The 20,756-nt window shown below is 77.2% G+C and carries 21 protein-coding genes; 13 read left to right on the forward strand and 8 right to left on the reverse strand.

The features are described 5' to 3' along the window. Window positions 1–10 precede the first annotated feature (10 nt). A complete protein-coding gene (locus GY42_RS18110; protein ID WP_152667227.1) occupies window positions 11–1,102 on the forward strand; it encodes a DUF6544 family protein in 1,092 nt (363 codons plus the stop codon). Between the two features lie 4 nt (window positions 1,103–1,106). Here the strand turns inward: GY42_RS18110 and GY42_RS06305 are convergent, their stop codons facing one another. Beyond that, window positions 1,107–1,739, reverse strand: a complete 633-nt coding sequence (locus tag GY42_RS06305; RefSeq protein ID WP_046528686.1) for a CYTH domain-containing protein — start codon at window positions 1,737–1,739, stop codon at window positions 1,107–1,109. Between the two features lie 173 nt (window positions 1,740–1,912). Between GY42_RS06305 and GY42_RS06310 the strand changes: the two genes are divergently transcribed. Then, window positions 1,913–3,691, forward strand: a complete 1,779-nt coding sequence (locus GY42_RS06310; protein ID WP_052748238.1) for an alpha/beta hydrolase — start codon at window positions 1,913–1,915, stop codon at window positions 3,689–3,691. Between the two features lie 222 nt (window positions 3,692–3,913). Then, complete coding sequence (locus GY42_RS06315) at window positions 3,914–5,575, forward strand: DEAD/DEAH box helicase (protein WP_046528687.1); 1,662 nt, start codon at window positions 3,914–3,916, stop codon at window positions 5,573–5,575. Window positions 5,576–5,690: 115 nt separating this feature from the next. Here the strand turns inward: GY42_RS06315 and GY42_RS06320 are convergent, their stop codons facing one another. Further along, window positions 5,691–6,758: a sigma-70 family RNA polymerase sigma factor gene (locus GY42_RS06320; protein ID WP_233421264.1), complete on the reverse strand. Its 1,068-nt coding sequence runs from the start codon at window positions 6,756–6,758 to the stop codon at window positions 5,691–5,693. Window positions 6,759–6,874: 116 nt separating this feature from the next. Between GY42_RS06320 and GY42_RS06325 the strand changes: the two genes are divergently transcribed. Both GY42_RS06325 and GY42_RS06330 read left to right on the forward strand, forming a co-directional pair. Further along, entirely contained in the window at window positions 6,875–7,267 is a 393-nt protein-coding gene (locus GY42_RS06325) for a VOC family protein (RefSeq protein ID WP_046528688.1), read from the forward strand. Between the two features lie 51 nt (window positions 7,268–7,318). Next, the gene (locus GY42_RS06330) at window positions 7,319–7,837 is read left to right on the forward strand and encodes an NUDIX domain-containing protein (RefSeq protein ID WP_046528689.1); all 519 of its coding nucleotides are present in this window, start codon (window positions 7,319–7,321) and stop codon (window positions 7,835–7,837) included. A 148-nt stretch (window positions 7,838–7,985) separates the two neighbouring features. Here GY42_RS06330 and GY42_RS06335 read toward each other — a convergent pair whose 3' ends face one another. Beyond that, window positions 7,986–10,661, reverse strand: coding sequence for a phosphoenolpyruvate carboxylase (locus tag GY42_RS06335; protein ID WP_046528690.1), 2,676 nt, complete (start codon window positions 10,659–10,661; stop codon window positions 7,986–7,988). A gap of 119 nt (window positions 10,662–10,780) precedes the next feature. On the opposite strand from GY42_RS06335, the gene GY42_RS06340 reads away from it, so the two are divergent. After that, window positions 10,781–11,218, forward strand: coding sequence for a hypothetical protein (locus tag GY42_RS06340; protein WP_236686730.1), 438 nt, complete (start codon window positions 10,781–10,783; stop codon window positions 11,216–11,218). Window positions 11,219–11,226: 8 nt separating this feature from the next. Here the strand turns inward: GY42_RS06340 and GY42_RS06345 are convergent, their stop codons facing one another. Continuing rightward, window positions 11,227–11,841 carry an NADPH-dependent F420 reductase gene (locus tag GY42_RS06345; RefSeq protein ID WP_046528691.1) on the reverse strand — a complete coding sequence of 205 codons (615 nt, stop codon included), beginning with the start codon at window positions 11,839–11,841 and terminating at the stop codon, window positions 11,227–11,229. A gap of 81 nt (window positions 11,842–11,922) precedes the next feature. Between GY42_RS06345 and GY42_RS06350 the strand changes: the two genes are divergently transcribed. From GY42_RS06350 to GY42_RS06360, 3 genes are all read left to right on the forward strand, one after another. Then, the gene (locus tag GY42_RS06350) at window positions 11,923–12,423 is read left to right on the forward strand and encodes a MarR family winged helix-turn-helix transcriptional regulator (RefSeq protein ID WP_046528692.1); all 501 of its coding nucleotides are present in this window, start codon (window positions 11,923–11,925) and stop codon (window positions 12,421–12,423) included. 137 nt (window positions 12,424–12,560) lie between these two features. Beyond that, complete coding sequence (locus GY42_RS06355; RefSeq protein WP_046528693.1) at window positions 12,561–13,319, forward strand: DinB family protein; 759 nt, start codon at window positions 12,561–12,563, stop codon at window positions 13,317–13,319. An 86-nt stretch (window positions 13,320–13,405) separates the two neighbouring features. Then, window positions 13,406–13,810, forward strand: coding sequence for a pyridoxamine 5'-phosphate oxidase family protein (locus tag GY42_RS06360; protein WP_046528694.1), 405 nt, complete (start codon window positions 13,406–13,408; stop codon window positions 13,808–13,810). Window positions 13,811–13,857: 47 nt separating this feature from the next. Here GY42_RS06360 and GY42_RS06365 read toward each other — a convergent pair whose 3' ends face one another. The 3 genes from GY42_RS06365 to GY42_RS06375 form a co-directional block, all read right to left on the reverse strand. Continuing rightward, window positions 13,858–14,919, reverse strand: coding sequence for a serine hydrolase domain-containing protein (locus tag GY42_RS06365; RefSeq protein ID WP_046528695.1), 1,062 nt, complete (start codon window positions 14,917–14,919; stop codon window positions 13,858–13,860). Window positions 14,920–15,030: 111 nt separating this feature from the next. Then, the gene (locus GY42_RS06370; RefSeq protein ID WP_175578557.1) at window positions 15,031–15,753 is read right to left on the reverse strand and encodes a response regulator; all 723 of its coding nucleotides are present in this window, start codon (window positions 15,751–15,753) and stop codon (window positions 15,031–15,033) included. Further along, window positions 15,750–16,610, reverse strand: coding sequence for a sensor histidine kinase (locus tag GY42_RS06375; protein ID WP_052748239.1), 861 nt, complete (start codon window positions 16,608–16,610; stop codon window positions 15,750–15,752). Before GY42_RS06375 ends, GY42_RS06370 begins: the two co-directional genes overlap by 4 nt. Before the next feature lie 132 nt (window positions 16,611–16,742). On the opposite strand from GY42_RS06375, the gene GY42_RS06380 reads away from it, so the two are divergent. The 4 genes from GY42_RS06380 to soxR all read left to right on the forward strand — a co-directional run bounded on the left by GY42_RS06380 (window position 16,743) and on the right by soxR (window position 19,541). Further along, window positions 16,743–17,453 (forward strand): ABC transporter ATP-binding protein, encoded by a 711-nt coding sequence (locus tag GY42_RS06380; protein ID WP_046528696.1) that lies wholly within the window; start codon window positions 16,743–16,745, stop codon window positions 17,451–17,453. 5 nt (window positions 17,454–17,458) lie between these two features. Further along, on the forward strand, window positions 17,459–18,241 hold the full coding sequence (locus tag GY42_RS06385) for a hypothetical protein (RefSeq protein ID WP_046530633.1): 783 nt from the start codon (window positions 17,459–17,461) through the stop codon (window positions 18,239–18,241). Further along, window positions 18,238–18,957: a hypothetical protein gene (locus GY42_RS06390; RefSeq protein WP_052748241.1), complete on the forward strand. Its 720-nt coding sequence runs from the start codon at window positions 18,238–18,240 to the stop codon at window positions 18,955–18,957. Before GY42_RS06385 ends, GY42_RS06390 begins: the two co-directional genes overlap by 4 nt. A gap of 68 nt (window positions 18,958–19,025) precedes the next feature. Next, a complete protein-coding gene (soxR, locus tag GY42_RS06395; RefSeq protein ID WP_152667228.1) occupies window positions 19,026–19,541 on the forward strand; it encodes a redox-sensitive transcriptional activator SoxR in 516 nt (171 codons plus the stop codon). Between the two features lie 62 nt (window positions 19,542–19,603). Here soxR and GY42_RS06400 read toward each other — a convergent pair whose 3' ends face one another. Further along, window positions 19,604–20,599 carry a LacI family DNA-binding transcriptional regulator gene (locus tag GY42_RS06400; protein WP_046528698.1) on the reverse strand — a complete coding sequence of 332 codons (996 nt, stop codon included), beginning with the start codon at window positions 20,597–20,599 and terminating at the stop codon, window positions 19,604–19,606. Between the last annotated feature and the right edge of the window lie 157 nt (window positions 20,600–20,756).

Consider the following 20,756-nt stretch of genomic DNA (forward strand, 5'->3'; position numbering starts at 1 on the left):
GCTCGCCCGCGTGGCGCTGGGCTGCGTCGTCGTCGCCCACGGGCTCGTGCACCTGCTGGGCGCCGTCGCCGCCTGGGCTCCGGGTGCGGTGCCCGCCCTGGGCGTGCCGCGCGCGGCGGGCGCCGCGTGGCTCGCGGTCGCGGCCCTCACCGTGGTCGCCGGCGTCGGCCTCGCGACGGGGCGCGCACGCTGGTGGCGGACCGGAGCCCTCGCGCTCGCAGGGTCGGTCACCCTCGTCGCGACGGCATGGCCCGCGGCGGCGGCCGGGCTCGTGCCCGACGCGCTCCTGCTCCTCGCCGTGCTGCACGCGTGGTGGTGCGGGCACGCCGCGTCGCCGCGCGGCCGCTACCGCTCGGCGGTCGCCGCGCTGGCCGCTCCCCCCGGACCGCACCCGGCACCCCCCGTGTCCGACGCCGACGTCGACGCGCTGCCGCCGCTCGTCGCGCGCTGGCTGCGCCGCACCGGCGTTGTCGGACGGCCACACGTCGGCGTCGTCCGGACGACCGTCACGGGCCGCCTGCGCGGCGGCCCGGACGAGCCCTGGATGCCGTTCACCGGCGAGCAGACCAACACGTTCGACGCCGCCCCCGCACGGCTGTTCCTGCTCGACGCGACGCGCGGCGGGCTGCCCGTCGACGTGCTGCACGTGCTGCGGGGCGGGCGCGCGACGATGGCGGCGCACGTGCTCGGCGTCGTGCCGGTGATGCGCGGCGCCGGCCCCGACCTGGACCGCAGCGAGGTCGTCACCGTGCTCGACGACCTGTGCCTGCTGGCGCCCGCCGCGCTCGTCGACGCCCCGGTCACCTGGCGGGACGTCGACGCGAGCCGTGTGCGCGCGACCTACCGGACCGCGACCGGGTCGGTCGACGCGGTGCTGACGTTCGACGCCGCGGGCGACCTGGTCGACGTCGCGTCCGACGACCGCGGGCGCGCGTCCGCGGACGGCCGCACGTCGACCCCCACGCACTGGTCGACGCCGGTGGACCGGGTGGAGCTCGACGCGCAGGGGCGGCGGGTGGTCACGGGGCGTGCGGTCTGGCACGGACCCGAGGCGCCGTTCACGTACGCCGACATGACGTTCACGGTGGAGCGCACGGCGTGAGGCGTCAGATCCCCGTCATCCGGTGGTCGTGCCCGAAGCCCTGCAGGAACCGCGGCCCGGTGCGCGCGAGCTCGTCCTCCCACGTCGTCGCCCAGCCCGCGTAGGGCGCGTGCGCGAGACCGTCGTTCGCGAACCGCGGGTCGGTCGTCACCTCGGTCACGCAGAAGTCGGGGATCGCGAGGTCCGTGACGGGGCCGCCGCGCTCGACCTCCGCGACCACGAGCGGCGCGTTCGCGCCCGCGAACACGTCGACGACCCAGCCGTCCTCGCCGAGCCACACCGAGTGCCGCACCTTCGCGACGAGCGCACCGCCGCGACGCACCATCTCGACGCCCACGAGCGGGTCGATCTCCCGCTCCGCCTCGTACCGCGTGCCGCCGTTCATGGGGCCCTTGACCGTGACGGCGCAGAAGTCGACCTGCGCGGCGTACCGCTCGAGCAGCGTGGCCTCGTCGTCGTGCACGTCGACGCCCGCCACGGCGGAGACCTGCGCGCGCACGCGCAGCGCGAACCCCTCGTCGGCCAGGTAGTAGCTCTGCACGATGAGCGCGGGCGCCGGGTCGAGCAGCTCGGCCGGCACGTCGCGCGCGACGAAGCGCCGCTCGAACTCGAAGTCGCCGTACCCGGTGTCGCTCATCGTCGCCCGCCGTCCTGACGGCCCGCGCGGCCGCCCGGCACCACGGTACCCACCCGGGCACCGGGACGGGCCTCTCGACCAGCGAGGACGCGCCTGCTCGACGCCCGGCGCGTCCCGCGGCTCCTGGCGGCCAGGCTCGTGGCGGGCCCGCGCGGCGTGGCACAGTGGCCAGCATGGCGACGGGGGCGTCGAGCGACGCGACGACGGCCGACGACTCGCGCCCGCGACCGGGGGCTCCGCCCCGCCGCGGCGCACGCGCGGTCGCCGCCCTCGCCCGCTGGTGCCGCCGCTTCTCCCCCGCGGGTCTCGTGGGTGCGCTCGTGCTCTTCGCGGCGGCGCTCGGGCCGTCGCTCATGCCCCGCAGCCCGCTGTACCAGGGGGCGATCGCAGGCGTGTGCGCGGCGCTCGGCTACGGCCTCGGCACGTTCGTCGGCTGGGGCGGACGCCGCATCGACCTGCGTGCGCCCTGGCCGCGTGCGCGGCGCACGCTCGTGCACCGCTGCTGCGCCGGGCTCGCGCTCGTCGTCGTCGTGTGGGCGCTGCTCGTCGACGCCGACTGGCAGGAGCGGTCGCGCGCGCTGCTCGGCATGGGCGACCCGACGCCCGCCCGGCCGCTGCTCGTGCTCGCCCTGGCCGCCGCGCTCGCGCTGCTGCTCGTGCTCGCCGCACGCGGCCTGCGGTCGGCCGTGCTCGCGGTCGCCCGGCTCGCGGGGCGGCTGCTGCCGCCGGTCGCGGCACGGCTCGTCGCCGTGGTGGTCGTCGCGGTGGCGGCGTACCTCGTCCTCGACGGGACCGTGGTGGCGGGGGTCAAGCACGTGCTGACGACGACGTACGCGGCGCTCGACCAGGACACGTACCCCGGCGACGAGCCGCCGACGTCGTCCCTGCGCAGCGGCTCGCCCGACTCGCTCGCGGCGTGGGGGACGCTGGGCCGCGAGGGCCGCCGGTTCGTCTCGGGCGGGCCCGACGTCGACGAGCTCGCGCGGTTCTCGCAGGCCGCGGGACTGGACCGCGAGGTGCGCGAGCCCGTGCGCGTGTACGCGGGCCTCGACGCCGGCGACGACCTCGACGCGGTCGCCCGGCTGGTCGTCGACGAGCTCGACCGCACCGACGCGTGGGAGCGGTCGGTGCTCGTCGTCGGGACCACCACGGGCACGGGCTGGGTCGACCCGCCGGCCGCCGCGGCCGTCGAGCTGCTGTGGGGCGGCGACACCGCGTTCGCGGCGATGCAGTACTCGTACCTGCCGAGCTGGGTGAGCTTCGTCGGGGACCGTGCGACCCCACCGGCCGCCGGGCGGGCCCTGTTCGAGGCCGTGCACGCGCGCTGGTCGCAGCTCCCCGAGGACGACCGCCCCGCGCTCTACGCGTTCGGCATCTCGCTGGGCAGCTACGGCTCGCAGGGCGCGTTCGCGTCGCTGCCCGACGTCGCCGCGCGCACCGACGGCGCCGTGTGGGCCGGCACGCCGGGGTTCACGCCGCTGTGGCGCGACCTCACCGACCACCGCGACCCCGGCTCGCGCGAGATCCTGCCCGTGGTCGACGACGGCCTGCGGGTCCGGTGGGGCGACACGTCCCGCACGGCCGACGCGGCGACGTTCGGCGGCGGCGCGCGCTGGGAGCGGCCCCGCGTCGTGTACCTCCAGCACGCGTCGGACGGCGTCGTGTGGTGGTCGCCGGACCTGCTGCTGGCCGAGCCCGACTGGTTGCGCGAGCCCCGCGGCGCGGACGTGCTGCCCGACGTCGACTGGTTCCCCGTCGCGACGTTCTTCCGCGTCGGGATCGACCTGTTCGTCGCGGGCGAGGCACCCGCCGGGCACGGGCACACGTACGTCGGCGAGTACGCCGACGCGTGGTCGGCCGTCGCGCCGCCACCCGGGTGGACGCCCGCGGCCACGACGCTCCTGCGCGGCGTCCTGGACGACCCGCACGGCACGTCGGTCGGCACGCGCTGAGCCCCGTGCGCCGGCGCCGAGGGGTGCCCGTGGGACCCCGCGTCCGGGTCGCCGACGCGGCGGCGACCGCGACGCGCCCGGCACCGTCCGCGGGCCGTGTGCGACACTGGGGGTCGAGTGGCAGCGCGACGACCGCGCGCCCCGCGTCGTGGAGTCCCCCCGGGCATCGTGCGGCGGACCCCGACCCCCACCGGCCGATCCCGGCCTGAGAGGCACCATCCTGTGACGACCTTCACCGACCTCGGCGTGCCCGAGGTGCTGGCCCGCGCGCTCGCCGCCCAGCAGATCACCTCCCCGTTCCCCATCCAGACCGCCACGCTGCCCGACACGCTGCGCGGCAAGGACGTCCTCGGCCGCGGCCGCACCGGCTCGGGCAAGACCCTGGCGTTCGCGCTGCCCGTCGTGGCGCGCCTGGCCGCGTCGGGCACGCCCCGCCGCGCCCGCCGCCCGCGGGCGCTCGTGCTGTGCCCGACCCGCGAGCTCGCGACGCAGATCGACGCGACGTTCGCGCCGCTGGCCGCCGCGGCCGGCCTGCGCACGACGACCGTGTTCGGCGGCGTCGCGCAGTCCCGCCAGGTGACGGCGCTCGACCGCGGCGTCGACGTGCTCGTCGCGTGCCCCGGCCGCCTCGAGGACCTGCTCCGGCAGAACCTCGTGACGCTCGACGGCATCGAGATCACGGTCCTCGACGAGGCCGACCACATGGCCGACCTCGGCTTCCTGCCCGTCGTGCGTCGCCTGCTGGACCGCACGCCGACCCGCGGTCAGCGCCTGCTGTTCTCCGCGACGCTCGACAACGGCGTCGGCACCCTGGTCGACCGGTACCTCACGTCGCCCGTCGAGCACGCGGTCGACCCGGCCGCGCAGACCGCGGTCGCGAGCACGCACCACGTGCTCGAGGTCGCCGACGTCGCGGTCAAGCGCGACGTCGTGCACGCGCTCGCGGCCGGCCGCGGCCGCCGCGTGCTGTTCATGCGCACCAAGCACCACGCCAAGAAGCTCGCCAAGCAGCTCAACCAGGCGGGCATCCCCGCGGTCGACCTGCACGGCAACCTCGGCCAGGGTGCGCGCGAGCGCAACCTCGCGGCGTTCGCGTCGGGCGAGGCCCGCGTGCTCGTGGCGACCGACATCGCCGCGCGCGGCATCCACGTCGACGAGGTCGAGCTGGTCGTGCACGTCGACCCGCCCGCCGAGCACAAGGCGTACCTGCACCGCTCGGGCCGCACGGCGCGCGCGGGCGCCGCGGGCACCGTGCTCACGCTCCAGCTGCCCGAGCAGCGCGCCGACGTGCGGGCCATGACGCGCGCGGCCGGCATCGCGGTGACCCCGGTGGCGGTGCGCGCCGACGACGCGCTCGTGCGGCAGCTCGCGGACGCGCCCGGCTCGGTCGCCCCCGCGGCCGGCAGCGCACCGCTCGCGCCCGCCGCCGCGACCCCCGTCCGGGCGCCCGGGTCGGGCGACGCCGCGCGCGGCGACCGGTCCCGCACGGCCCGCGGCTCCGGCGGCCGCGCCGAGGGTGGCCGGGCCGAGGGCGGCCGCGGCCGCGACGGCGCGCGGCGTGACGACCGCGCCGCGGGACGCCCCGCGGACGCGGCACGCACCGGCCGCGCCCCGGCGGGCGGGCAGCGCGACCGTGTCGACGCACCGGCCACGGCCGGCCGGACCGACGACGGTCAGCGCCGCCGGACCGGCGCGCGCAGCGCGAGCCGCCCGGCGGGTCCCGCGACGGCCGCCGCCCCGGCGGCCGGTCGGTCGGCCGGTCCGTCGGCCGAGCAGCACCGGGCGGGCGACCAGCAGCGCCCGGCCGACGGTGCGGGTGGTCAGCGCCGCCGTCGCCGCGGCGGGCGTGGTCGCGGCCGCAGCACCGCATCCACCACGGCCTGACGTCCCGGGGCCCCGTCCCCGCTCCTCGAACGCGGGTCCACGCCGCTTCTCGTCCGCGAGAACCGGCGTGGGCCCGCGTTCGTCGTCCCGGGCCGGCGTCCCGGGACGGCGTCCGTCAGGCGAGCTCGACCGGCAGCCCGAACCTCGCGAACAGCGCAGCCCCGAACCACACCGTGACGTGCCGCACGCCGTCCGCACCGACCGTCACCTGCTGCACCTGGAACGCGCGGTGCACGCCGTCCGGGTCGCGCATGTACAGCGCGAAGGCCGGGAGCCCGTTGGCGCTCGTCGGGACCATGCGCATGTCCCCCGGCCCCTGCGCGGGGCACCACGTGGCGATGAGCTCGCCCACCGCGCGCGGCCCCGCGTACCAGCCCGGGTACGGCGGCATCTCCCAGACCACGTCGGCCGCGAGCAGGTCGACGATCGCCGCGACGTCGTACGCCTCGAACGCCTCGACGTACCGCTCGAGCAGCTCCTTGTGCCGGGGGTCCGTCGGCTCGAGCGGCGTGACGTGCTGCACGCCGGCCATGTGCGCGCGGGCCCGCTGCAGGGTCGAGTTGACGGCCGCGACGGACAGGTCGAGCGCGTCGGCGACCTCGGCCGCGGACCACGCGAGCACGTCCCGCAGCAGCAGGACCGCGCGCTGCTGCGCCGTCAGGTGCTGGAGCGCTGCGACGAACGCGAGCCGGACCGTGTCGCGGTCGACCGTGACCTCGGCCGGGTCCCGCGGCGGTCGCGACCACACCAGGTCGTCGGGCAGCGGCTCGAGCCACGGCGTGGCGTGGTCCTCGCGCGGCTGGTCGCGCGGGTCGGCCGCGGGCGCGCCGATGCCGGTGGGCAGCGGGCGACGACGCCGACCGTCCAGGTGCGTGAGGCACGCGTTGGTCGCGATGCGGAACATCCACGTCCGCAGCGACGAGCGGTTCTCGAAGCCGCGCATCGCGCGCCACGCCCGCAGGTACGTCTCCTGGAGCATGTCCTCGGCGTCGTGCACCGAACCGGTCATGCGGTAGCAGTGCGCGAGGATCTCGCGCCGCAGCGGCGCGAGCCGCTGCGCGAACTCGTCGGCCGAGAGGTCGGTCGGGACGGGCTCGGCCCGACCCGCGGCACCGTCGGGCGCGGCGCCCGGGAGCGAGCCGGTCACGGCGCCGGGCGGAGTGCCAGGTGTGGTCGTCGTCACACCTGAGACGGTAGACCGCGCCACCGACATCGCACACCCCGACGACCCGGACGAGGCGCGCCGGTCGGTACCGGCGACGCCCCACCCACCTGCCAGGGAGCACCGCCGTGGACCGCATGATCGTCGTCACCCTGCCCGTGCGCGACCTGGCCGCGGCCCGCGCGTTCTACGCCGGCCTCGGCATGAGCGTGAACGAGATGCTCAGCGACGAGCACGTGGTCTGCGTGGTCGTGTCCGGCACGATCTGCGTCATGCTGCTGGACCACGCGCGGTTCGCCGACGTCGCGCCGCGGCCGATCGCCGACGCGCACGCCACGACGCAGGTGCTGCTCTGCCTGACCGCCGCCGACCGCTGCGACGTCGACGCGCTCGCGCAGGCCGCGCTCGCGCACGGCGGCACCGAGGTGCGGGACGTGCAGGACGACGGCCCGGTGTACGCCCGGGCCGTGTCCGACCCCGACGGCCACGTGTGGGAGCTGCTCCACACGGACCCCGCGGCGACCGCCTGAGCACCGCGCCACCCGGGCCCGACCGCCCGCCCGCCGTGCCAGACTCCCCGCATGCCCGCCGCACCCGGACCCGCCGCCGACAGCTACCCCGAGGACGACCACGTGGACGGTCGCAGCCTGCTCGTCGCGGCGGCCTACGTGGTGCTGCGCCGCCCGGGCCCGACGGGTGACGAGGTGCTGCTGCAGCTGCGTGCCGGCACGGGGTACATGGACGGCTGGTGGGCCACGGTCGCCGGCCACGTCGACCCGGGCGAGTCCGTGCACGAGGCGGCGGTGCGCGAGGCCGCCGAGGAGGCCGGCGTCGTCGTCGACCCCGCGGACCTCGAGCCGTTGACGGCGCTGCACCGGTTCGAGCGCGGCGGCCCGCAGGTCGAGCAGCGCGTCGACGTCTTCTTCCAGGTCACGCGCTGGCGCGGCGACCCGGCCCTGCGCGAGGCCGACCGCGCCGCGGCGATGGGCTGGTACCCGCTCGCGGCGCTGCCCGACCCCGTCGTCCCCCACGAGCGTCTCGTGCTCGACCTGCTCGCGGCCGGCGCCGCCGTGCCCGCCGTGCTGTCCGTGCCCCGCTGAGCCGTCGCGACGCCCCGGGCGTCGCCCGCGTTCCGCGCCGGCAGGACGAGCGGACCGGCGCCCTCGGCACCCTGCGGGCGGCACGGCGGCACGCACGACGCCCCGCCCCGCACGTGCGGGACGGGGCGTCGGCCCGGGTCGGCCCCGGTCAGCCCGTGTTCTGCAGACCCGCGGCCACGCCGTTGACGCTCAGCAGCAGCAGGCGCCGCAGGTCGTCGACCGACTCGGCGTCGTCGCCCGTGCGCAGGCCGCGCAGCGCGCGCAGCTGCAGCAGCGACAGCGCGTCGACGTAGGGGCTGCGCAGCTGGACGGCGCGCCCCAGGATGCGCCGGTTCGACAGCACGCCCGTGCTGCCCGTGATCGCGAGCACCCACCGGCGCGTGAGCCGCATCTCGTCGAGGATCATCTGCGCGAGGTCGTCGCGGTCGCCCAGCGCCAGGTAGCGCGCGGCGATGCGCTCGTCGGTCTTGGCGAGCGACATCTCGACGTTGTCGATGATGGTCGCGAACAGCGGCCACTCGGCGTACGCGGTGCGCAGCTCGGCGAGGTCGCCGACCGACTCGAGCGCGGTGCCCAGGCCGTACCAGCCGGCCAGGTTGATGCGCGCCTGCGACCACGAGAACACCCACGGGATCGCCCGCAGGTCGTCGAGCGAGGAGACCGAGAGGCCGCGGCGCGCGGGGCGCGAGCCGATCGGCAGGAGGCCGACCTCCTCGAGCGGCGTGACCTGCGCGAACCACGACGGGAACCCGTCGGCGCGCACGAGGCCGTGGAACCGCTCGCGCGACGCGACGTCGAGGCGCTTGGCGAGGTCGGCGAACCGCTCGGCGGCGTCGTCGTTGCGCCGCACGACGCTGGGCGCGTCGGCGAGGAGGGTCGCCGCCGTGACCTGCTCGATGTGCCGCGTCGCGATGTCGGCGTCGCCGTACCGGGCGAAGATGACCTCGCCCTGCTCGGTGAGCTTGAAGCGACCGTCGACGGAGCCCGGGGGCTGCGCGAGGACGGCGCGGTTGGCGGGGCCGCCGCCGCGCCCGAGCGCGCCGCCGCGCCCGTGGAAGAGCGTGAGGACGATGTCGTGCTCGCGCGCCCAGCGGGCGATGCGGCGCTGCGCGTCGTCGAGCGCGAGCGTGGCGGACACCGGTCCGACGTCCTTGGACGAGTCGGAGTACCCGAGCATGACCTCGACGCGGCGCCCGTTGGCGGCCAGGCGCTCCTGCACGCGCGGGTGCTGCAGCGACGCCTCGAGGATGTCGACGCTGTTCTCGAGGTCCGCGAACGTCTCGAACAGCGGGATCGCGTCGATGACGGGCGCGTGCTCGGCGCCGCCGAACGCGAGCTCGGCGAGCCGGTACACGGCCGCGAGGTGCTCGGGCGACTGCGTGAACGACACGATGTAGCGGCGCGCGGCCGCGACGCCGAAGCGGCGCTGCACGGTGCCGAGCGCCCGGAACGTGTCGAGCACCTCGACGGTCATGGGGGCGAGCTCGCCGTCGACGCCGTTGGCCTCGATGTCCGCGAGCGCGGCCGCGTGCACCTGGGAGTGCTGGCGCACCTCGAGCTCGGCGAGGTGGAACCCGAAGGTCTGCACCTGCCACACCAGGCGCTGCAGGTCGCCGTACGCGGCGCGACGCGCGCCCGCGGCCTCGAGCGAGGACTGCACGACGCGCAGGTCGGCCTCGAGCTCGGCGGCGTTCGCGTACGCGAGGTCCGCGTCGCGGCGGCGGGTCGCGGCGATCCGCTCGATCACGACGAGCAGCGCGCGACGGTGCGGCTCGTTGGGGGCGTCGTCGGCGGCCTTGGCGGCGATCTGCTCGGCGAGCGACCGCTGCCGCTGCCACAGGGCGCTGAGCTCGGGCGACGCCGGGGTGCCGACGCCGTCGAGCGTGAGCGCCGCGGCGGTGCGCCGCGCGGAGGCGAGGAGCGCGTCGAGCGCGTGCTCGGAGGCGAGCACGGCGGCGGCGCGCGTGACCTCGGCGGTGACGTTGGGGTTGCCGTCGCGGTCGCCGCCGATCCACGAGCCGAGCCGCGCGAACGGCGCGACGACGGGCGCGGTGGTGCCGGCGTCGCCTGCGAGCAGCCAGTCATCGAGGCGGCGGTAGACGGTCGGCAGCACGTCCGCGAGGGTCGAGTCGAAGATCGACAGCACGGTCGCGACCTCGTCGAGGACGGTCGGCTTGGCCGCGCGCAGCGGCGACGTGCGCCACAGCGTGTCGATCTCGGCCAGCAGGCGCCGCTCGTTCTCGACGAGCGACGTGCCGCCGACGTGCAGCGTGTCGCGCTCGGCGACGAGCTCGGCGATGCGGCGGATCGACCCGGCGACGGCGCGCCGGCGCGCCTCGGTCGGGTGGGCCGTGAAGACCGGGCGGAACTCGAGGCCGCGCAGGCGCTCGCGCGCCGCGTCCTCGCCGATCTCGGCCGCGAGCTGCTGGTAGGCGGCGGGCAGCGAGTCGTCGGGCGCGAGCTCGTGCGGCGCGAGACGCGACTCGCGGTCGCGCAGCACCCGCACGCGGTGGTACTCCTCGGCGAGGTTCGCGAGGTGGAAGTAGCACGTGAAGGCGCGCGCCACCTGCTCGGCGCGTTCGCGCGTGAAGCCGGCGACGAGCGCCTCGGCGGCGCCGAGGGCGTCACCCCCGGGCTCGCCGTGCGACGCGATGGTGAGCTCGCGGAGGCGCTCGACGTCGGCGAGCAGGTCCTCGCCGCCGGCCTCGCGCAGCACGCGACCCAGCAGCTCGCCCAGCAGGCGCACGTCGTTGCGCAGCGGCTCCGGTACCTCGTGGCTGACGACGCCGCGAGGGACGTCCGACCCGATCTGCGGTTCGTTCACGGGGCAAAGGTAAGGGACGTCCCACCACTCGCGCCCGTCGCGACCGACGGGTGGGCGCCACGACCTGGGCGCGCTCCGGCCGTGGACGCGCGCCGGAGGCCACGTGGCATGCTGGGCGCGTGGCCCTGTTCCGCCGCCGGCCCGAGGTGCCGGCGCACGTCGAGGACGGCTTCAGCGCTGCCGAGGCCCCGGCGATGCAGCGCTCGATCCTGGAGGCGCTGGGCCTCGGCGACCGCCCCGCCCCCGCGGTGGTCCCGGCGCGGCTGCGCGTCGAGGGCGGCGCGGACGGTCGGCTGGTCCTGGTGTGGCGCAACGTCATCGTGGGCTTCGTGCCCCCGGGTGCGACCGCGCCGCTCGCCGCGCAGCTCGCGGCGGCGGGCGACGCGACGCTGGTCGCACCCGGTGCGGTGCACCACGTCGACGGGACGTGGCGCGTGTGGGTCGGTGCGGTGCCGACCGGCGGCTTCCCGCCGGTGCCCGACGGGCTGGACACGCTCGCACCGCCCGAGACGACGATCCTGGGCGTGCCCGTCCGGCGGCTCGACCACCGCGGCTGAGCGGCCGGTCAGACCAGCGCGAACCCGCCGGTCCAGCCGATGGTCTCGCGGACGGCGAGCGTGAGCTGCAGGAACCCGAGCGCCTCGAGCTCGTGGGCCCGCGCGAGCGCACCCGCGTCGACGACGCGCACGGCACCGCCGAAGGCCTGCGTGAACGCGGCCTTGGCGTCGGCGTCGTCGCCCGCGACGAGCACGGTCGTCGGCACGTCGCCGACGGTGCCGGTCGCGAGCGTCGCGGCGAACGTCGTGTTGAACGCCTTGAGGACGTGGGCGCCGGGCAGCTGCGCGGCGATCTCCGCCGCCGCGGACGAGCCCGCGGGCACGACGAGCGAGTCGAACGTCGTGAAGTCGAGCGGGTTGGTGATGTCGACGACGACGCGCCCCGCGAGCTGGTCGCGGTAGGTGGCGAGCACCTCGCCCACGGCGGGGTAGGGCAGCGCCAGGACGACGACGTCGCCCGTGACCGCGTCGCCGAGGGCGCCGCTCGCCGCGCCCGCCGGAGCGGTCTGCGCGGCCTGCGCGGCGTCGCGCGCCAGCACCTGGACCTGCGTGCCCGCCCGGGCCGCGAGGCCCGCTATCGCCGCACCCATGCTGCCCGCGCCGATGACCGTGACCGTGCTCATGTCGACCTCCAGAAAACTTGTTGGTGCAACCAACGTAGACGTCGGTAGTTGTCGCGTCAACTTTCCGGTAGGATCGCCGCCGTGACCACGTCGACCCCCTGGCTCTCCCCCGCCGAGCTGCGCGCGTGGCTCGGCCTCGTCGCCGTCGCCGAGCTCCTGCCCGCGCAGCTCGACTCCCAGCTCCAGCGGGACGCGACCCTCACGCACTTCGAGTACCAGGTGCTCGCGATGCTCTCGGAGGCACCCGACCACGTGCTGCGGATGTCGGCGCTCGCGCAGCGCACCAACGCCACGCTCCCCCGCCTGTCGCACGTCGTCAAGAGGCTCGAGGACCGCGGCCTCGTACGGCGCGCCCCCTGCGCGGACGACCGCCGCGCCACCAACGCCCACCTGACGCCCGCCGGCTGGGACCTGGTCGTCGCGACCGCTCCCGGCCACGTGCGGACCGCACGCGAGCTCGTCGTCGACGCGCTCACGCCCGCACAGGTCGCCGAGCTCGAGACGATCACGCGCGCGCTCCTCGGCCGCCTCGACCCCGAGGGGCGGCTGACGCCCCCGCTCGACGGGGACACGGCCGGCTGAGCCCGGCCGGCTCCCGCCCGACGGACGCGGCGTCCCGAGCGACGCCGGCAGGACGGCGACGCGGGCAGGACGGCCACGCGGGGCAGGACGGCGACGCGGGCAGGACAGCAGCACGCGGCCGTGCCAGAGTCGGCAGCATGACCGAGGCCACGGGGGACGCCCACCGGCACGTCGAGTCGTTCGTCGACCGCGACCTGCGCGGCGCACGGTTCGTGCGCAGCGACCTCAGCGGCGCCGTCATGCGCGGCGTGCAGATCGGCGGCGCGGACATCGACGCGCCGTGGCTGCTCGACGGCCGGACCCGGCTGCTCGTCAACGGCGTCGACGTCGCGCCGTACGTCGACGCCGAGCTCGACCGCCGCTTCCCGGGCCGGGCGCTGCGCTCCGCCGGCACGCCGGACGGGCTCCGCGAGGCGTGGGCCACGGTCGAGGCCGCGTGGGCCGCCGCGCTCGCGCGCGCCGCGGCGCTGCCGCCCGGGTCCGTCGACCTCGCGGTGGACGGCGAGTGGTCGTTCGCGCAGACGCTGCGCCACCTCGTCATGGCCACCGACACGTGGCTGCGGCGTGCCGTCCTGGAGGTCGACGATCCGTACCACCCGATCGGCCAGCCGAACGTCGAGTACGCCGCCGACGGCCACGACCCCGCGGTCTTCGACCCGGGCACCCCGCCGTACGCCGACGTGCTGGCGGCCCGCGCGGACCGTCAGCGACTCGTCCGCGAGCACCTCGCGACGGTCACCGCCGACGACCTCACGGGCGTCCGCCGCAACCCCTGGGCGCCCGACCACCCCGAGACCGTGCTCGCGTGCCTGCACACGATCCTCGAGGAGGAGTGGGAGCACCTGCGCTACGCGCTGCGCGACCTGCACGTGCTGGAGGCCCGCGCGACCCCGTGATGGCGCTTCACCCGGGCCGCGGATCCCGCGCGGGCGGCCGCCGGGGTCGAGGGGACCCACCGGTCGGTCCGCCGTACGCTCGGGCGGTGCACGCCCTCACCGCACCCCAGCTGGCGTTCGTCACCGAACGCCACCTCGCGACGCTCACGACCCCGCGCGCCGACGGCACGCCGCACGTCGTGCCCGTGGCGTTCACGTGGGACGCGGCGGCGGGCGTCGCACGGACCACGACCGGGCCCGCGACCGTCAAGGCCGCGAACGCGCGCCGCGGGGACGGCCGGGGCGGCCCCGCGCGCGCGGCGCTGTGCCAGGTCGACGGCCGGCGCTGGCTCACGCTCGAGGGCACCGTGACCGTCACCGACGACCCCGGCGAGCTCGACGAGGCCCTGCGCCGGTACGCCGAGCGGTACCGCCCGCCGCGCGCGGGCGTCGAGCGCGTCGTGCTGCGCCTCGCCGTGGACCGCGTGATGTCGTCGCGCGACCTGCGCTGACGGCGGCGCGACAGCACGGCGACCCGGACGCATGCGGCACCGGGGTGTCACGCCCAGCCGTGCGCCGCGGCGAGCGCCACGAGGCGCCGCCCCACCACCGAGCCGGTCTGCGCGACGCCCGGCTCGCAGTTGACCAGCACCGCTGCCGCACCGCGCGAGCGGGGGTACCAGCGCACCTGCCCCTGGAAGCCCCGACCCCACCCCTGGGTCATGACGCAGGGGTGGGCGTCCGTGCCCAGCAGGAACGTCCCCGGTCCCGCGGACACGCCGTCGGGGTCGTGCCGCAGCGCAGCGCCCTGAGCCCGGTCGAGCAGGACGCCGTCGTCACCCGCGAGCGCACGCCCGAGATCGGCCAGCAGCACGGCGACGTCGGCGGGCGACGACCACAGGCTCGAGGCCGCGAGGCCCGCGTAGTGCGCGCGCCCGCCCGCCACGCGCGTGCCGTCGGCGTGGTGGCCGCTCGCCGCCGCGCGCGCGAACAGCTCGACCACGGCACGTCGCGGTCCCGCGACGGTCGCCTCGCCGCCCCAGTAGCCCGTCGCCGTGAGCCCGAGCGGGGCGACGACCTCGCGGTGCGCCACGTCCGCGAAGGACTCACCGGTCGCGACCTCGACCGCGCGCTCGACGAGGCAGTACCCGGCGTCGGAGTACGAGAACGTCGAGCCGGGCTCACGGGTGACCCGCACCGGGCCGGGATACACGTCGGTCCGCCCCTCGACGACGTCGCACGTCGACGCGGCGGGTCCGTCGGTCGGCTCGAACGACCCCGGGGGGTCGACCACGCCGCCGCGGTGGGCCAGCAGCTGCCAGGGCGTCGGCCCGGTCTCCCCCGGCACCTCGACGGGGACGAGCGCGCGCACGTCGTCGTGCAGGCCGAGCACGCCGCGCGCCGCGAGGCGCAGCACGACGACCGCGGCCACCGTCTTGGCCACGGAGCACAGGTGGAACGGCGTGCCGGGGGTCGCGGCGACACCTGTGACGGCGTCGGCGGGCCCCGTGACGTCCACGAGCACGGCGCCGTCGCCCGGGAGCACCACCGTCGCGACCGCGGCGGCACCGCCCGGCACGTGCCGGTCCTCGACCGCTCCTGCCGCACCGTCCTCGACCACGCGCCCCACCTCTCCCGTCGGTGACGCGACGCTAGCGCCCGGCACCCACACGGGCCGAGGCGGGTCGCCGACCGGCACGTGCGGCCACCGCGACCCGCGACCACCGCGCGGTCACGCCACCCCGACGAGCCCCGACTCGTAGGCCGCGATGACGAGCTGGGCGCGGTCGCGCGCGTGCAGCTTCGCCAGCAGGCTGCCGACGTGCGTCTTCACGGTCTTGACCGAGATCACCAGCGCGGCGGCGACCTCGTCGTTCGACAGCCCGCGCGCGACGAGCGCGAGCACCTCCGTCTCGCGCGGCGTCAGCGCGGCGAGGCTGCGCGCGGGCCGGGCCGCCGGACGCTCGACGTAGTGCTCCACGAGCCGCGCGAGGATCGCGGGAGCGAACAGCGCGTCGCCCGCGTGCGTGCGCCGCACGGCGTCGAGCAGCTGCTCGGGGTGCGCATCCTTGAGCAGGAACCCGCTCGCGCCCGCGCGCAGCGCGCCGTACACGTACTCGTCGAGCTCGAACATGCTCAGCACGAGCACGCGCGTGCCCGCGAGCGCGGGCGAGGTCGTGATGCGACGCGTCGCCTCGATGCCGTCGCCGCCCGGCATGCGGATGTCCATGAGCACGACGTCGGGCACGAGCGCGTGCGCCCGGGCGACGGCCTCGGAGCCGGTCGCGGCCTCGCCGACGACGACCGTGCCCGGCGCGCCGCCGACGAGGACACGCAGGCTGTGGCGCAGCAGCGGCTGGTCGTCGACGACGAGCACACGGACGTCCGGCACCGCGACGCCGTCGTGCCCGGGCGAGTCGTCGTGCGCGACGCCCTCGACCGCCGTGCCGGTCACGCCGCACCCCCGGCGGGCACCCGCGCACGCACCGCCCAGCCGTCGCCGTGCGGCCCCGCGGTCAACGAGCCGCCCGCGGCGGCGACCCGCTCCCGCAGACCCGCGAGCCCGTGACCGGCACCGGGTCGCGGCTCCCAGCCGACCTCGGGGCCCGCGTCGTGCACGTCCGCGACGAGGTCGTCAGCCTCGCGACGCACCACGACGGAGACGGCGGTCGGCCCGGCGTGCCGGACCGTGTTCTGGAGCGCCTCGCGGACGACGGCGCACACCGTGAGCTCAGCGAGCGGCGCGACGTCGCCGAGACGGTCCAGGTCGACCTCGAGCGTCGGGGCGGCCACGCCCGCGGCGGCGGCCTCGACGACCTCGGGGAGGTCGGCGAGCGTGTCCGCCGGGCGCAACGGCGCGGGACCGGGCGAGCGCAGCACCGTGAGCATGCGTCGCAGCTCGTCGGTGGTCTGCCGCGAGGCGTGCTCGATGTCCGCGAGCGCACGCTCCCGCTCGACCGCGCCGGCCTCGCCCGGGACGCTGCGCGCTGCGGCGGCCCGCAGCGTGATGAGCCCCAGGCCGTGCGACGCGAGGTCGTGCAGGTCCCGCGCGATCCGCAGCCGCTCGGCCTGCGCGGCGCGCTCGGCCGCCCACCCGGCGAGCTCGTCCTCGTAACGCCGCCGCTCGTCACGCAGCCGCAGGGACGCCGAGACGGTCGCACCCCCGACGACCGCGACCGCGAGGGTCCAGGCGACCCAGACCGCCCCGGGTCCCTCCACCCCGACGGTCGCGAACACGAGCACCACGACCCCGACCGCGGCAGCCACCGCGGTCCAGGCCCGGGAGCGCCAGATCGGCCGGTCGGTGTCCATGTGCGGCAGCGTAGGGACCCGGACGTGCGTGCGGATCGGACCAGGGTCCGAGGGACCGGGGTCGTGCCGCCTCCGCGTGGGACCGGTCCGGGGCCCGATCCGCGGCGCCGGGCCGGCTGGTGACATGGCGGCATGCTCTCGATCACGGGTCTCGGCAAGCGGCGCGGACCGCACCAGGTGCTCCACGACGTCACGTTCCAGGCGCTGCCCGGGCGTGTCACCGCGTTCCTCGGGCCGAACGGCGCCGGCAAGTCCTCGACCCTGCGGATCCTGCTCGGGCTCGACCGCGCGACGGCGGGCACGGCACTGGTCGACGGGCGGCCGTACCGGGCGTTGCGCGACCCGCTGCGCACGGTCGGGTCGATGCTCGACGGGCCCGGTGCGCACCGCTCGCGCACGGCACGCAACCACCTGTCGTGGGTGGCGCGCGCGGCCGGCGTCCCGCAGCGCCGCGTCGACGAGGTGCTCGAGCAGGTGGGCCTCGCGAGCGCGGGCCGCACGCGCGTCGGACGGTTCTCGCTCGGCATGGGGCAGCGGCTCGGCCTGGCGACCGCGCTCCTGGGCGAGCCGCGCGCGCTGGTGCTCGACGAGCCCGTCAACGGTCTGGACCCGGAGGGCATCCGGTGGATCCGCGGGCTGCTGCGCGGGCACGCGGACGCCGGTGGCACGGTGCTGCTGTCGAGCCACCTCATGGGTGAGGTGGCCGGCGTCGCGGACGACGTCGTGCTGCTCGCCGGCGGACGGGTCGTCGCGGCGGGGCCTCTCGCCGACGTCACCGCCGGGCACGCGTCGCTCGAGGACGCGTTCTTCGCGCTGACGACGGGCACGGGGGCGGCCCGGTGAGCGGGGTGCGCACGCTGAGGGCCGAGATCGGCAAGCTCGCGGCGCTGCCGGCGGCGTGGGTCGCGGTCGCGGTCGCGACGCTGGGCTCGCTGGGTGTCACGGTCCTCAACGCCGCGGGCGTGCGCGACGCCGTCGCGGCCGGCGAGAGCGCCGCCCTGGGCTACACGTCGGCCGTCGAGGCGGCGTTCTCGGCCGTCCCGCTCGGCACGGTGGGCGCCGTGGTCCTGGGCGTCGTCGCGATGAGCAGCGAGTACACGCCGAACGGCACCGAGGCCGGGGGTGGGCGGCAGATCACCACGACGCTCACGACGACGTCGTCACGGTGGCGCGTGCTCGTCGCGAAGGCGCTCGCCGTCAGCGCGCTCGTGCTGGGCACGGCCGCCGTGACGGTGCCCGCGTGCCTCACGGTCGCACACGCGCTCGTCGGTGACGTCCCGGACGTGGGCGCACCGCACGACGCCGTCGCGCGCACGGTGGGCACCGCCGTCTACTGGACCCTCACCGCCCTCCTCGCGCTCGCGGTCACGGTCGTCACGCGCAGCGGTGTCGTGCCCCTCGTGGTGCTGGTCGTCAACAGCTCGACGGTCTCGTTCTCGCTGCTCGTCGGGCGCCTCACGCCGCTGGCCCGGTTCCTGCCCGACGCGGCCGGGATCCCGCTGTTCGCGCGTGACTGGGAGCCGCCGGGCGGTGTCGCGCTCACGCCGCTCGCCGGCGGTCTGGTCATGGCGGCGTGGGCGGTCGGCGCCCTCGTGGTCGCGGGTCTCGTGCTCAGGCGGCGCGACGCGTGAGCGGGCCGCTCGCCCGCGTCGTGGCCGCCGAGCTCGTCAAGCTGCGGAGCCTGCCCGCGGTCGTGGGGGTGGTCCTCGGCACGCCCGTCGTGGCGGCCGCGCTCGCGGCGGCGTACGCGGCGGCCGCCGCCGCGCGGACCTCGGCGGGCGACCTCGCGCTGGCCACGGTCCCGTACCTCCAGGTCGCGACGGTGCTCGTCGGCGTCCTCGCGGCGGGCACGGAGCACGCCGGACGCCAGATCGCCACGACCCTGACGGTCACGCCCGCCCGGTGGCGCCACCTGGCGGCGCAGTCGCTGGCCGTCGCGGCGACGTCCGCGCTGACCGCGTGCGCGGGGCTCGCCGCCGCGCTCACGGCTGCCGCGGCGTGGGGGCCGGGCGACGGCGTCCCCGGCGCGAGGTCCGGCGTCCGCCCGCTGCTCGGGGCCCTCGTGGCGCTCGTGCTCGTCGGCCTCCTCGCGCACGCGCTGACGGTGCTCACGCGTTCCCTCGTCGGTGCGCTTGGCGCGACGCTCACGCTCCTGATGGTCGTCTCGCCGCTGCTGGCGACGGTCACCGAGCACGCGCGCTGGCTGCCCGACCGCGCGGGGTCGCTGCTGTACCTGCCGGGCCGCGACCCGGTGCTCGGTCCGGTCGGCGGGGGTCTCGTGCTCGTCGCGTGGGTCGCGGCGGCCGTCCTGGCCGCGGGCTGCGCGTCCGCGCGCCGCGACGTCTGACGGCGAGGCTTGAACCTCGACCGTGGTTGAGGTCTAGGGTCGGCTCGACGTCCACGACGGGAGACGCTGTGCGGTCCGACGACCTGCTCACGGTGGGCGAGGTCGGCGCGCGCACCGGCCTCGCCCCCTCGGCCCTGCACTTCTACGAGCGCGAGGGGCTCATCGCGTCGTCGCGCACGGCCGGGAACCAGCGGCGCTACCCGCGGCACATGCTGCGGCGGATCTCGCTGGTGCTGGTCGCCAAGCGGCTCGGCATCCCGCTGGGCGAGGTCGCCGAGGCGTTCCGCGACCTGCCGATGAACCACGAGCCGACGCGCGCCGACTGGCAGCGGGTGTCCCGCGTGTGGAAGGTCCGGCTCGAGCAGCGTCGCGAGGCGATCGTGCGGCTCGAGAAGGAGCTCGTCGGGTGCATCGGCTGCGGGTGCCTCGCGATGCGCTCGTGCGACCTGCTCAACCCCGAGGACGTGCTGGGCGCCGACGGGACGGGCCCGCAGCGGCTCGGTGCCGTGGTGGGGGGCCCAGGGTCCGCCGCCCGCCCGGCGCGCGGGCGTCCGGGGGGCGCACGCCGCGGTGACCTGCGCTGACGTCCGGGTCTGCGACGCCCGGCACCGGGCACGACGGTCACGCCCGACCGCACGTCGTCGGGTCACGACGCCGTGGCGTCCCCCGTGGACTCGCGCCAGACCACCGTCATCACGCCGACGTCCGACCGGTCCGGCTCGGCCCCGTCGATCTCGGCGACCAGCCGCCGCAGGCCCCGTCGGCCGATCCCGACGCGGTCCACGGCCACCGTGGTGAGCGACGGGGTCATGAAGCGCCCCATGTCCATGTCGTCCCACCCGCTCACGCCCAGGTCGCCCGGCACCGCCCAGCCCCGCTCCCGGGCCGCACGCACCGCCCCGGCCGCCAGCAGGTCGTTGGCCGCGACGAGGGCGAGCGGCCGGACGGACGCCGGCACGTCACGGACGGCGGCGTACCCGGCGCGCCCGCCCCAGTCGCCCTCGACCGCGCCGAGCGACTCCAGCCCGAGCGCGTCGACGGCCTCGAGGTAGGCACGGCACCGCGACCGCGCGGCCGCGTGGTCACCGGGCCCGCCGACGTGCAGGAACCGCCGGTAGCCCGCGGCGGCCAGGCGCTCGACGAGGGTGCGCACCGCCGACGCGTCGGTGAACGAGCCCGCGGGGCGCGTGCGCGCGTCGAACTCGTCGGACACGACCACCGGGCACGGGAGCGCGCCGTCGGCGACGGCGTCGGCCTCCACGGGGGCGTACACGGCCACGCCCTCGAAGCTCCCGGAGCGCGCGAGCTCGACCACGCGTTCCGTGCAGGACGCCACGGACGGTCCGGCGTCGTGCACCTCCAGCACGTAGCCCGCGTCCCGCGCGGCGGCACCCGCACCCGACAGGACGTCGGTCGCCCGGTACATGACGACGCCCAGGACGACCGCGAGCCGACCGGTCCGGCGCGTGCGCATGGACCGCGCGGCGAGGTTGGGGCGGTACCCGAGCTCGTCGATCGCCTGCAGCACCCGCGCCCGCGTCGCGGGCGCGACGTTGACCCGCCCCGTGAGGACGTGCGACACGGTCGCCTGCGCGACGCCCGCGAGCCGCGCGACGTCCCGGCTGGTCGGCTGCCGCGTCACGCCCCGTCACCTCCCGGACACCGACCGGCCCGCACCCGGCGGCCCGCGCAGGACCACGCGTCCCCGCTGCCGCCACCCTAGTGCGGACGACGCGCGGCCCGGGCCCGCCGTCGGCGGCCACCCGCACGGGCTGCCCCCGGGGTCGGGCCGGGTCAGG

This window comes from Cellulomonas sp. FA1 (genome assembly GCF_000986825.1).
Lineage (GTDB): Bacteria > Actinomycetota > Actinomycetes > Actinomycetales > Cellulomonadaceae > Cellulomonas > Cellulomonas iranensis.